The sequence below is a fragment of the Corynebacterium sp. KPL1818 genome (assembly GCF_000478135.1).
Lineage (GTDB): Bacteria > Actinomycetota > Actinomycetes > Mycobacteriales > Mycobacteriaceae > Corynebacterium > Corynebacterium accolens.
The window spans coordinates 41,137-53,844 of the sequence record NZ_KI515760.1 but is presented as its reverse complement, the minus strand read 5'-3'; the positions used below and the strand labels follow the sequence as shown (position 1 = coordinate 53,844).

Genomic DNA, 12,708 nt, shown 5'->3' with positions numbered 1-12,708 from the left:
TGGGCACCATGACCGTCGAGATTTCTGATTCCCGCCTGACCAATTCGCTCGCCCAAGGCTGCGGCGAGATTTTAAAGGGTGTGCGCAATGGTGGCCTGCTGCGGGGCCTTTCGCTTGGCGATGCCGGCGATGACGCCGCCCAAGAATGGATCGCCCGCGTATTAGAACAGCACCGGCCCGGCGATGGCGTGCTCTCTGAGGAAGCCTCCGATGACCTTGCCCGGCTAAAAAAGAAGCGCGTCTGGATCGTGGACCCGCTAGACGGCACCAAGGAATTTGCCACCGGCCGCCAGGACTGGGCGGTCCACATCGCCCTCGTTGAGGACGGCACCCCAGTCCACGCCGCGGTGGGCCTGCCCGATTTTGGCGTGACCTTCAAGTCTTCCGATGTGCGCGCGGTAACCGGCCCGCTGTCCAAGAAATTCGTCATCTCCCGCAACCGCCCGCCCAAGGTGGCAGGCTACATCGCGGAGAAGATAGGCTATGAGACCGAAGGCGTCGGTTCCGCCGGCACCAAGGCCATGCGCGTGCTGCTGGGCGATTATGACGGTTATATCCACGCCGGCGGCCAATACGAGTGGGACCAAGCCGCCCCAGTGGGCGTGGCCCAGGCGGCCGGCCTGCACTGCTCCCGCCTCGATGGCAGCCCCATCAAATTCAACAACGAGGACACCTTCATCCCCGACCTGCTCATCTGCCGCCCCGAGCTCAAGGACGAGATTTTAGAGCACGCAGCGGCCTTTGCCGAAGAGAACGGCGGCTTTTAGAGCCCTAACTCATCGGCGAGCCGCGATACGGACCGGGCATGGAACTCGGCGAACTCGCTCAGCGTATCGCGCCCTAGGTAGCCGAAAACCTCGGCGTTAATCAGCCCGATGATCCTCACCCAGGCCTCCAGCGCCATTTCCATGGCGTCCGCGCTGAGCTCGGAGCCCATATCTTTCGCGGCTGCCTCCATATCCGCATCCAGGTGGGGCGAGCGCTGCCTCAGCGGCACTACCGTGGACTGCTCAAGCAAGGCGGCGAGGCGGCGGCTCACTTTGGTGCCCGCTGCTATCGTCTCTGTGGTTGGCGCTTGATAGCCCACAATCGGAGTGCCATAAATCAGGCCCCAACGTTGCGGAAATTCAAGGGCCCACTGCCTCATCGCACCTACGAGGCCAATGAATCGCTCACGCGGTTGCACACTCAGATCATCGTGGCGCGCCACAGCCCCATCTAGGGAGTCAAAAGCATCAACGATGAGGAGGGTTACGAGGCTTGCCCTATCCGGTACGTAGCGGTAAATACCAGAAGGGACGATTCCTAGCTCACGGGCTATGGCCCGTAGGTTTAGCGCCTCTACACCACCACTAGCTAGTTGTTGCCGCCCCAGCTCGATGATGCGGGTCATCGTCTGTTCTCGGGCGCGCTCTCGTGGGGTTTGTGCCATGGGAAAACTATAGCAACTCACAAAAGAGAGCACTGCTCTTGCTTTCAAGGGCCCCGCCCTATATTTTTAGAGAGCACCAGTCACTAATATGGATAGGACTCCGGATAATGAAATACCTCATCACTGGCGCTGGACCCGTGGGCCGTGCGGTTGCCCGCGAACTCACCGCCCGAGGCCATGAATGCATCATCATGAGCCGCCACGGTTCCACACTCGACCTCGGCCCACACGTAAAGCACATCACCGGCGATGCCACCAGAAAAGAGTCCTACCCTGCCAATATCGACGGCATCGCGCACTGCATTCACGCCGCCTATAACGCCGAGGCATGGCGCACGCTCCTAATCCCCGCTGAGGACACAGCCCTCCACATCGCCGCCGAACGCGCCATCCCTATCGTCTTTCCAGAATCCATCTACGGATTCGATCCGAGCTACAAATCGTTTTCACCCGGTACCCCTTTAACCACATCCAGACAAGGAAAACCCGGTGTGCGCGCTGCGCTCATCAATACTCGCCTCGCTTCACCTGCCCGCACCGTATCGGTGGTGGCCGCAGATCTATTTGGCCCGGATTCTGGCCCGGGGTGCGTGTATCACCAACTGATCATCGGCAAGCGCATTCCCCTCGCGCTCTTCAATGCGCATACCACGCATTCGGTTACCTACCTTCCGGACTTCGGCCGCGCGCTTGCCGATGCCCTCCTTGACCCCACCAGCCCACCTATCATTTCCGTACCCTGCGCCCCTGCAATTACCCAGGCGGAGTTCGCACATCTCGCAGGCTGCCGGCACTCACCCATAACGCTGCGTCCGTGGATGCTCAAGCTTGGCGGGCTCTTTAACTCCGATCTTAATGGGCTGTTGGAGATGAGCTACCTGTGGGAACACCCCTCCATTTTGAGCGGTGCCACCGCCCAGTGGGAAGCCACCCCGATCGAGCAGGCACTGCGAGAAACACTTCGCGCAAGCAGTCCCACTACCAGCGCCGACAGGAAATAAAAACTCCAACTATCCCCATGGCTTTCTAACGTTCTACACTGGGGCACCATGAGTGATACGTCCACCGCCTCTAGTGCCACTATCAAAACCCCGTATGAGGATCTCCTGCGCCGCGTCCTCGAGGAAGGCACGGCCAAAGGCGATCGCACCGGCACCGGCACGCGCTCCATCTTCGGCGCGCAACTGCGCTATAACCTGGCAGAATCCTTCCCGCTGCTGACAACAAAGAAGGTCTACTTCCGCGGGGTCATCGGCGAGCTATTGTGGTTCCTCAAAGGCGATTCCAACGTGAAATTCCTGCAGGATAATAACGTGCGCATTTGGAACGAGTGGGCCGATGAGAATGGCGATTTGGGCCCAGTCTATGGCGTGCAGTGGCGCTCCTGGCCCACCCCGGATGGCAGCCACATCGACCAAATCCAGCAGGCGCTCGATACCTTAAAGAATAACCCAAACTCGCGCCGCAATTTGGTCTCCGCCTGGAATGTGGCGGAGCTCGACCAGATGGCGCTTATGCCCTGCCACCTGCTATTCCAGCTTTATGTGGCTAACGGCCGACTCTCCCTGCAGGTCTACCAGCGCTCGGCGGATATGTTTTTGGGCGTGCCTTTCAATATCGCCTCCTACGCGGCATTAACCCACATGTTTGCCCAGCAGGCCTGCCTTGAGGTAGGCGACCTCATCTGGACCGGCGGCGATTGCCACATCTACAACAATCACATCGAGCAGGTCCAGGAGCAGCTTTCTCGTGAGCCGCGCGAGTACCCGCAGCTCAAACTCACCAAGGCGAAGGATTTATTCTCCTATGACTTCGCCGACTTTGAGGTCCAGGGCTACGATCCGCACCCTCCCATCAAGGCGCAGGTGTCGGTCTAATGCTCGGCGCGATCTGGGCCCAGTCCCTGGACGGCATCATCGGCGATGGCGCGCAGATGCCCTGGCACGTGCCGGAGGATCTCAAGCACTTCAAGGACGTCACCATGGGCGCGCCGGTCATCATGGGCCGCAAGACCTGGGAGTCCCTCAACCCCAAGTTCCGCCCCCTGCCCGGCCGGGAGAATTACGTGCTCTCCTCGCGCGCGCCCGGCACGTGGTCAACTGGTGCTACGGTAGGCAGGACGATGCCCGCGCTTGCCGATGCCTGGGTCATCGGCGGCGGCCAAATCTACACCGCCGCCTTGGACCAGGTAGACCGCATCGAGGTCACTCTCATGGGCGTAAACATCGGCGATATCTATGGCGAGGATGCTGTCTTCGCCCCGGATATCCCCGATACGTTCGGCTTGGCCTACAGCACGGATTGGCTCACCTCTGACAAAGGGCATTTAGAGCTTCCCAAGCAACCGGCCAGCGAGCTACCCATGAAGTACCGCTTTTTAACTTACGATAGAAAGGACGCAGCATAATGACTGTACAAGCACCCGAAACCAACGCCAATGTCACCATCTTCTACGCCGACTGGTGCCCATTTTGCGCCAAGCTCATCAAGAACTTGGACCGCACCGAAACCCCGTACGAGCTCGTGGACGTAGAAGGCGCTGACACCGATGACATCAACGAGTGGATCAAGTCCGTCAACGACGGCAACCGCATCATCCCCACCGTCTTGTATTCCGACGGCACCCACGAGACCAACCCGCCCGCATCCTCCGTGCGCAATAAGCAGGAAGAACTGGCACAAGCCTAAACCTCATAGCTAAGGCTGCTGGCCGAACCTATACAATTTGCCGCGCACGCAGCCTTTTGGGGCGCACTCGCGCCCCACTGCTATGATGATCCGAGTTGCATAAGCAACATCCCCGCCCCAGTAGCTCAGGGGATAGAGCACGGCTCTCCTAAAGCCGGTGTCGGAAGTTCGAATCTTCTCTGGGGCACCATTGGAGATTGTTCGAACAATTAGATTTGATTGTTCGAACAATCCCCTCAAAACGGCAAAACGCCTCTACCTGTGCAAATAGGAGAGGCGTTTTTGTTGTGCCGGAGCTGTTTCCGGGGGTCAGGCCCGCACTCCCAAACCCACGACACAAGACACAGTCAATGCTAGGTCGTTTCACAGACCAGTACGACTACCCGACCCCCACAAGCCAGCGGTCATAGAGCACGTGTTTGACAATGCGAATTGGGAAATGACACCCATGTGAGACAATCAACCCAATACGGCCCACTCCACCTCAGAAAGGTGACACGATGCCCCACGATGGCAGCAGCCCGAAGCAGAATCGCAATCTGGATTGGTTCGGGAAAATACAAAGTGACATCGCAAACAGCGCTGCAGGCCCCAAAGCCCTCGCGCAACAAGTAGCAAACCTGAACACATCCATGAAACTGGGGACGAGCCCCTACATTGACTTCAAAAACAGCGGAGTAATGCAAGCCCTCAGCCAAGCGCAAACAACCACAAACGCTGCATCCGCTTTTCTGAAAATGTACGATGACCAAACTTTCAAAGTTGCCGAAGCAATACGAAGCGGTATGGATATTGGAATCGGCTCTTCAGCATTGGAACAGATGACTGGGGTGCAAAAATCAATGGCCGCCTTAGCGAAACTCGGCAATCCACTACCAGACATTTCTACTCTCGGTAGAATTGGTCAAGTCATCCCACCAAAGAGCATGCCCGCAGGGCTTAACTTCTCAGCCGTGACCCAAGCCGTCAGCGCTGCACAGGCATTAAATGTACAAGCAATCGTTCCAGGAGGACTCACCGAGGCTATCAATCAAGCGACCAAGAACCTGACTGCCCCCGAACAGTTGTTGAAACAGATGCAGGGACTGGGATTCTCGCCAGGCGCGCAGGTTGCTCTGAAAGGCTATCCGGCAGCTTTCCCTGATTTTGAGAAGTACTCCGCAGCATCAACGATTGTTGGTGAACACTACCGGCCGCCAAACATTGACAGCGTTCTACGCCGCTTTGAACGGCTCGAAAAAGAACTCAACCTCGATATCCCAGTGGAAACCGCTGATGATATTGATGACTTGGTTGAGGACGCACAGGCCGTTGAATTCGTTGAGAATCAAATCACTGAAAACGGGACTCTTAAGCCGTCGATTTCACAAGTCCTGTTCGGTTTCAATCTCAACGAACTTACCCTTACTCAATCCGGCAGTCTGGTCACTTTCGGCGGATCAGTTATAGCTTATATGTATCAAGTTCTGGGGACATTGCTTGAAGAAGATGTCACCGCCGCGCGTTTCTTCACGGTTGCAATTATCTATTTCATCCCCGTGTATGGTGCAGCGATGCTCGCAGATGGAGCGTTAGGCAATGGCAAGGATTCGCCTGCTGCGTAGTTGCCATTAGTAGCCGAGTACCCGCCCACCAAAGTTAGAGAACACCTGCGGCGAGAGTGTCAGGAAGTTTGTGCGTGAGGCTCTGATCTAGAAGGAGTTTCACAGGTAAACTTCCTGACACTCTCGGAAGCGCTGGCCAACCCGCGATACTGCGCGTCAGGCTGTGGCTTACTGGATTGAAGTGGTCTACAACCGTCGGCGCCGGCACTCCACCCTCGGGATGGTAAGCACTGTCGATTTCGAAAACCACATCACCCAAACCAGAAACGAAGAAAAATCGCTGCCTAACCACTAGGTAGCTCTACTACGTGTCCACGATTTGCGGGCAACCCCATGCAGAGGCGGTACACCTTAGTTTCCTCATATCGATAAGTAGTTATTTTACGATCCATAAAAGAACCGATTATCTGCATTCGCCCCCATTAAGGGTGAATCTTGAGATCAACCTAGAAATACCTTTTAAAAAGTATTATACGTTTTAGGTAAGCCTTACTTTCTCTACTGTTTATGAATCGAGGTTTACCATGACCCAACAGTCCTCTACGCCTGCACGGAATACAAGCTCATCCAGTGGGTCGACGGCACGTTTAAACACCAGAGATCTCATCAACGCTGGCATCTTTGCTGCACTTTACTTTGTAATCACTTTTGTAACCGGGATGGTTGGATTCGCAGGACCACAATTCATGTTCATTGGCTGGTTCATCGCGGCAATCGCAAATGGAATCGTGCTAGCGCTTTATGCCGCCCGCACGCCCAAAATGGGCGCTTTCACCCTTGTCGGCGGTATTAACGGATTAGCATTCATGCTCACCGGGCACTACTTCTGGACCCTGCTGGGAAGCATAATTCTTGGGTTTATCGCGGATTTGATTATCACAAAAAGCCGCCTCGGGATTGCCAAGTCCTTCCCTATTGCCTATGGCGTCTTCTGTGCCTGGGTTTCTTTGCCTTTTATCCCGCTAATTCTGGATACGGACTCATACTACGTCGATATCGCAGACCAAATGGGCCAAGAATACGCCGATGCTATGTCGGATATCTTCCAGCCATGGACCATTGGAGTACTGGCCATTTGTGCGCTCATCGTCGGCTTTATCGGAGGAAAGGTCGGAGTTCGCGTCAGCCGCAAACACTTTGAAAGCGCTGGTCTCCTGTGAGCCTGCACAAACAGGGCGTGCTTCGTCGATCTTCGATCGATCCACGGACCGTGCTGCTTTCTGTTCTAGTAATCAATGCGGTAGCTCTCAGCCACGGCCACCTACCGACACTGCTGATTTCTATCGCCTTCAGCTCCATCGCACTAGCTACAGTAAAGCCACACTATGGTCTTATTTGCCTGTGCGCTTTTGCATTATCCTATCTAGGGTATTGGGGCCTATTACAGCTTCCTGGCTCCACATTTTTCGCTTTTTCGGCGGCAATTTTTTCGTGGCTAAGCCGTTTTGTCATCAGCATGTCCATCGGCGCATTCGGCTTGCTCACTCTCACACCATCCACATTGACCTCAGCACTGCGGGACCTGCGTTTACCAGGCTGGGCCACCATTCCACCGGCGGTATTCCTGCGCGTTTTGCCAATCATCGTGGCAGAAGCCAAAGCCATCCGCGATGCCATGGTCCTTCGGGGTCTCCAGCCTGGAGCGAAAAGCTGGTTCACACAGCCCACACAATCGTCCGCGATGCTGATCATCCCCTTGTTAGGCGCCGTCGTCCGCGCTGGTGATGAGCTCGCTGCCTCTGCTCTTGTCCGCGGATTGGGAGGACCCACACGCCCAACCACCACCGCCAACCTTTCCTTCAAGCTTGTCGATGCAACTGCAATAGCTGGGTTGGGCCTCGTTGTTGCCTCTGTCTGGCTTCCCACGGAGGTCCGCTTATGAACGAACGCAGTATCGCAACCAGTGTAAACGCCCACGAAGTTTCTTTTACGTATCCATTGGGCACTCGGCCAGGCATTCAAGGTGTATCTGATGTGTCTTTTTCTGTCTCTCCAGGACAGTGCCTACTGATCACCGGTGATTCCGGATCGGGAAAGTCCACGGTACTCAAGTTGATCAACGGACTCATCCCCCATTTCAATCCAGGAGAGCTACTAGGCACCATCACTATTACAAAGGATGGCCAGGATTTTAATCCTGCGGAAGAACCGCTGTCCCGAGCCATCGAGTTCAGCGCCTCAGTATTCCAGAATCCACGGACGCAGTTTTTCACTGAAAGCGTCAATGCAGAATTAGCCTTCGGGCTAGAAAACCTTGGTGTGGATCCCAAAGAAATTGAGTCGAGGATTCAATCAGCCGTCGAGTTGCTAGGCATAAAGGACCTTCGAGGCCGGCGATTCAAAGAATTATCCGGTGGACAGCTACAAACCGTGGCATGCGCATGCGCGCTTGTATCCCCGGGCAGTCTCGTGCTTCTCGATGAACCCACGTCCAACCTCTCCATGGAAAGCATCGATATTCTTGCACGCGTGCTACACCGCTTGAAGGAATTAGGCACAACGATCATTATCGCTGATCATCGCCTCTTTTTCTTAAAAGATATCGCTGACCAAGTTATTTACTTGACTCAGGGAAAAATAGCGCGCAGTTTCCACGCTCAGGAGTTTTATTCCTTAGACGAACCCGAACGCAAACAATTGGGGCTACGCAGCTTACACCACGTTCCCCTGCCCGCGAGCGTGCCGGCACCACCCACGCCCGAAAACGCCGATCCCCAGCGGAGCGGACTCGAGTTAAGCAATATCCGTTTTTCTTACGGCACGCATGAGGTGCTAAACATTGACCACGCATTTTTCCCCAGCGGCGAAGTCACCGCCTTAATCGGGCCCAACGGGGTTGGCAAAACCACCCTCGCCAGAATCATTTGTGGTCTTGCCTCTCCCAAACGCGGCGGTAGCCTCCAATTGAACAGCAAACGAGTAGGAGCAGCAGCTCGGAGGCGCAGCGCGTACATGGTGATGCAGGATGTTGGCCGCCAGCTATTCGCTGCCACCACCGAAGAAGAGGTCACGCTCGGACTAGCAAAGAAGAAGCGGGACCACATCGATGTCAACGAGATTCTCCATCGCCTCGATCTGGAAGCGATGGCCCAACGGCATCCGCAGTCTCTGTCCGGTGGGCAACGGCAACGCTTAGCCATAGCTTCAGCCCAAGCCGAGCAAGCAGAGGTCTACATCTTCGATGAACCTACCTCTGGGGTGGGCTGGCGCCAACTGCAATCCATCTCTGCGCTGCTTCGCTCTCTTGCAGCGAGCGGAGCAGTGGTCATCGTCATCACCCATGACCACGAATTCATCCAAGAATCAGTCACCAGAATCATCGATATGACGGAAATCAATAAGAATCGAGAAAGAAATGTCTGAGATAAAACAAAGTTCCACAGAATCAAGCGAAACCCACGCACCAGAATCACATGGTGCGTCACCGGAACAAGAGGCTCGCGCAAAACTAAAAGCCGGCCAGGTCGCTCTAAAAAAGCTACTGGCCCCAGTGCAAACAACCATCCACTTCGCACAGTTTCTCGCGCTTATATCCTCGGTACTCGCCGTAGCACCCTACGTCGCGTTGGTGGCACTGGGAAATGCTCTAATCGACGGCAATACTGATGACGTCGCGTCCATTGTGAAATGGCTACTTGCTGCATTTTTGGGCCAGCTATTCTTCTATTTCCTTGCCCTTACGATCACCCACTTCGCTGATGCAAAGCTGGTGGGGATTAACCGGCGCCGAATTATTACCGCTATTGCGAAAGCACCACTCTCGTGGTTTAGCCAGACTAATTCCGGCAAAGTCCGCAAAGCTGTCGAGGACGATACGCTAACTCTGCACACCCTGACAGCCCATGCTCCTGTAGATCAAGTTGCCGCAATCTTCACGCCTCTTGCGCTTCTGGTTTATGCCTTTATTTTGGATTGGCGCCTTGGCCTACTTTCTATTGCCACTGTGCCCATTTTCCTAGCAATCCAGGCGTATTCAATGAAAGATATGGGCACAAAAACTGCGGAAATGGATAATTATCTGGGTGAGGTCTCTGCCACTGCGGTGGAGTTCTCCGAAGGTATTTCCGTCGTCAAGGCTTTTGGCACCGTTGGCAAAGCCCACGCTCGATATCGCGAAGCTGCCCAAAAATTCGCTGACTTCTATTACGAGTGGGTACGTCCGCTTCTTCGCGTAGGCGCAATTTCAGAATCCGTGGTGGCGGTTCCTGTCCTCATCCTTATCAATGTAGGAGTCGGTTCCCTGCTGATAGCTGGTGGCTATGTCACGGTCGCTGAAGTCATCGCAACAACGTTAATTGCGCTGGTGATCCCGGGCACGATTCAAACCGTCGGCCGAATGATGTGGTCTTACCAGCTCGCTGGCAATGCGGCGTTGCGCCTTGATGAAGTCATGACAATTTCCCATGTGGAAGAAGGTTCAAAGAGCCTCGATGCCAGTAGTCAAGACATGGAAGTGGAATTCCACAAGGTCAGCTTTAGCTACGACACAGATACACCGGTCCTCCAAAACTTCTCTGCCCAGCTAAACGCAGGCACTGTCACGGCATTGATTGGTCCCTCTGGTTCTGGCAAATCCACAGCAGCAACGATGCTGGCGCGTTTCCAGGATCCAGATTCGGGCACAATCACAATTAACAACGTGGATATCCGTGATCTCACTTTCGACAGTTTGTACCGCACTGTGGCTTTCGTCTTACAAGATCCTCACTTACTACGCATGAGTATTCGGGAAAACATCCGCCTTGCACGCCCAGAAGCTCGCGATGAAGAGATCTGGCAAGCAGCAGAGGCCGCGCACATAGCTGCTGATATTCGCGCTTTACCGGCTGGGCTCGACACCGTTGTTGGTGAGGACACCTCTTTATCCGGTGGACAACAGCAACGCATTTCTATTGCCCGGGCAATTATTACCAATGCCCCAATCTTGATCCTGGATGAAGCTACTGCGGCAACTGATCCTGACTGCGAAGCAGAAATTCAAGCAGCTCTAGCCACACTCGTTAGAGGCAAGACCGTCTTGGTCATAGCCCACAAGCCGGAGTCAATCCAAGGCGCAGACCAAATAATCCGCCTCGAGCCTATGAAGGATAATTCTCATGTCTAATGCCACTACGCCTGCTAGTTCGCGTCTTCGTGATCCGCTACTCACTCGCAGTGTCACAAAGCTGCAAAGTCCTGTAGGCCATAAGCTCAATAAAAGGCATGCTTGTCTATCGCTTATCGTTGGCGTGCTTGACGGCCTCGCCGTTCTCACGCTCGTGCCACTTACAAAGGCACTCGATGGGGATACGACGATCGCACCATGGATGTGGACGCTTTTGGCAATTGCGCTCGTAGCTTTTGCGCTACGATTTTTCGCAACCATGGCCTCTTATCACACGGCCTTGGATTTCATCCGAACCGCGCACACGACTGTGGGCGATAAATTAGCAACGCTACCGCTCGGCTGGTTCGTACCGGCTAATACCGGCAGCCTATCTCGCCTCGTCTCAGATCGCTTTATGGCGGCGGCCGAGACCATTGCGCATATTCAAGGCACGATATACCGCGATAGCGCGGCACTTGTCACCTTGTTAGTAGGAGCGTGTTTCTGGAATCCGCGGTTGGGATTGGTCTTTGTAATCATCGCACCAGTGGCGCTGGCGGTGATGCAGTTGGCTGCGTGGATTCGTGAGAAAGCATCGAACCGCGCACTCGGGCCGAGTAAAGAGCTCTCCCAGCGCATCGTAGAATTTGCTAACCGCCAGCCGGCCTTGCGCGCGGCGGGAAAATCACAAGGGTTTGCGCCACTTGAGCAAGCGCTAGAAATCGATCATAAAGCACGGATACGCGAGCTATGGGTATCCACATTAGCTTTGGTACTCAACGGCATAGTAGTGCAGATCTTCATCGTGGCTCTCATTATGGTCTCCGCGGATCTTGCCGTTGAAGGCGCCCTATCGCCACTAGAAACAATTGCGATCATCGGAATCAGCTTGAGGTTTACCCGCACGCTTGAGCAGCTGGGCTCTTCTTTCGTCGGTTTAGACGTCGGCCGTATCGCACTTGCAGAAACCGAGCTCATCACCGATGCCCCTTCCCTGCCAGAACCCACTACTCCGCGCACAGGAGACGGTTCGGGCAGTGTTGAGCTGCGCAATGTCACGTTTGGATACGGAGATAAGCCGGTATTGGTCGATGTCGCCTTCCACGCCCAACCGGGCACCGTTACCGCCATTGTCGGTCCTTCTGGCTCCGGAAAGACCACAATTGCGCGCCTTATTTCGCGATTTTGGGATGTAGATTCCGGGGCGGTGATGGTTGACGGCGTAGATATCCGCGAGCTTGGAACCGAACAGCTAATGTCCAGATTATCCATGGTCTTTCAGGACGTCTATCTCTTCGATGATTCGCTGATTGCTAATATCCGCGTTGGTCGTCCCGATGCCTCCGATGAGGAAGTCTTCCGCGCAGCTGATCTTTCAGGCGTGACGTCTATTGCGAACCGGCTAGGGTGGCACACTCCGGTTGGTGAAGGAGGACGGCTTCTGTCCGGCGGCGAGCGCCAGCGCGTATCTGTTGCTCGCGCGCTGCTCAAACAAGCGCCGATTGTCCTCTTTGATGAAGCAACTTCCGCACTCGATGCAGAAAATGAGGCAAATATCCTTGCCGCAATGGACGAGCTACGGGAGAAGTCTACTTTTATCGTGATCGCCCATAAGCTGGATACAATCAAATCTGCTGATCAAATCGTAGTCTTGGATGAACACGGGCACGTCAGCCAGCTGGGCACGCATTCTGAGCTTTCCGATGTCCCCGGTATCTACCGTCACTTCTGGCAGCAACGCAAAGCAGCACGCGGGTGGAAAATCAGTTCGGGACGCGATTAACGCGGGCACCGAGATCGACGTTGTTTGCGGGGCACCCTTCTCCCCCGCAGCACGGCGCACCCGAAGTGCACCAACAAAGCCCAGCGCGAGGAATGCGGTAGCGGCGACGAGCGAC

The 12,708-nt window shown here is 55.0% G+C and carries 12 protein-coding genes and 1 tRNA gene; 12 read left to right on the top strand and 1 reads right to left on the bottom strand.

Translation table 11 applies throughout. From position 1 onward, the window contains the following. Positions 1-8: 8 nt before the first annotated feature. The gene (locus tag HMPREF1261_RS09840) at positions 9-767 is read left to right on the top strand and encodes a 3'(2'),5'-bisphosphate nucleotidase CysQ (RefSeq protein WP_023030841.1); all 759 of its coding nucleotides are present in this window, start codon (positions 9-11) and stop codon (positions 765-767) included. Here HMPREF1261_RS09840 and HMPREF1261_RS09835 read toward each other — a convergent pair. Next, positions 764-1,432: a TetR/AcrR family transcriptional regulator gene (locus HMPREF1261_RS09835; protein ID WP_034658338.1), complete on the bottom strand. Its 669-nt coding sequence runs from the start codon at positions 1,430-1,432 to the stop codon at positions 764-766. The genes HMPREF1261_RS09840 and HMPREF1261_RS09835 overlap by 4 nt on opposite strands. Positions 1,433-1,539: 107 nt before the next feature. Between HMPREF1261_RS09835 and HMPREF1261_RS09830 the strand changes: the two genes are divergently transcribed. The 11 genes from HMPREF1261_RS09830 (at position 1,540) to HMPREF1261_RS09780 (ending at position 12,593) form a co-directional block, all read left to right on the top strand. Next, complete coding sequence (locus HMPREF1261_RS09830; RefSeq protein ID WP_023030839.1) at positions 1,540-2,433, top strand: hypothetical protein; 894 nt, start codon at positions 1,540-1,542, stop codon at positions 2,431-2,433. Positions 2,434-2,481: 48 nt separating this feature from the next. After that, a complete protein-coding gene (locus tag HMPREF1261_RS09825; protein WP_023030838.1) occupies positions 2,482-3,309 on the top strand; it encodes a thymidylate synthase in 828 nt (275 codons plus the stop codon). Then, on the top strand, positions 3,309-3,839 hold the full coding sequence (locus tag HMPREF1261_RS09820; RefSeq protein ID WP_023030837.1) for a dihydrofolate reductase: 531 nt from the start codon (positions 3,309-3,311) through the stop codon (positions 3,837-3,839). The genes HMPREF1261_RS09825 and HMPREF1261_RS09820 overlap by 1 nt, the downstream gene beginning before the upstream one ends. Then, the gene (locus HMPREF1261_RS09815) at positions 3,839-4,120 is read left to right on the top strand and encodes a glutaredoxin domain-containing protein (protein WP_023030836.1); all 282 of its coding nucleotides are present in this window, start codon (positions 3,839-3,841) and stop codon (positions 4,118-4,120) included. Before HMPREF1261_RS09820 ends, HMPREF1261_RS09815 begins: the two co-directional genes overlap by 1 nt. Positions 4,121-4,234: 114 nt before the next feature. Then, a tRNA-Arg gene (locus tag HMPREF1261_RS09810) sits at positions 4,235-4,310 on the top strand. A gap of 310 nt (positions 4,311-4,620) precedes the next feature. After that, a complete protein-coding gene (locus tag HMPREF1261_RS09805; protein WP_023030835.1) occupies positions 4,621-5,724 on the top strand; it encodes a hypothetical protein in 1,104 nt (367 codons plus the stop codon). Positions 5,725-6,248: 524 nt separating this feature from the next. After that, a complete protein-coding gene (locus HMPREF1261_RS09800) occupies positions 6,249-6,884 on the top strand; it encodes an MptD family putative ECF transporter S component (protein WP_034658337.1) in 636 nt (211 codons plus the stop codon). Beyond that, a complete protein-coding gene (locus tag HMPREF1261_RS13165) occupies positions 6,881-7,606 on the top strand; it encodes an energy-coupling factor transporter transmembrane protein EcfT (RefSeq protein WP_023030833.1) in 726 nt (241 codons plus the stop codon). The genes HMPREF1261_RS09800 and HMPREF1261_RS13165 overlap by 4 nt, the downstream gene beginning before the upstream one ends. Beyond that, complete coding sequence (locus HMPREF1261_RS09790) at positions 7,603-9,087, top strand: ABC transporter ATP-binding protein (RefSeq protein WP_023030832.1); 1,485 nt, start codon at positions 7,603-7,605, stop codon at positions 9,085-9,087. The genes HMPREF1261_RS13165 and HMPREF1261_RS09790 overlap by 4 nt, the downstream gene beginning before the upstream one ends. After that, positions 9,080-10,828, top strand: coding sequence for an ABC transporter ATP-binding protein (locus tag HMPREF1261_RS09785; protein WP_023030831.1), 1,749 nt, complete (start codon positions 9,080-9,082; stop codon positions 10,826-10,828). The genes HMPREF1261_RS09790 and HMPREF1261_RS09785 overlap by 8 nt, the downstream gene beginning before the upstream one ends. Further along, entirely contained in the window at positions 10,821-12,593 is a 1,773-nt protein-coding gene (locus tag HMPREF1261_RS09780) for an ABC transporter ATP-binding protein (RefSeq protein WP_023030830.1), read from the top strand. Before HMPREF1261_RS09785 ends, HMPREF1261_RS09780 begins: the two co-directional genes overlap by 8 nt. Positions 12,594-12,708: the final 115 nt, after the last annotated feature.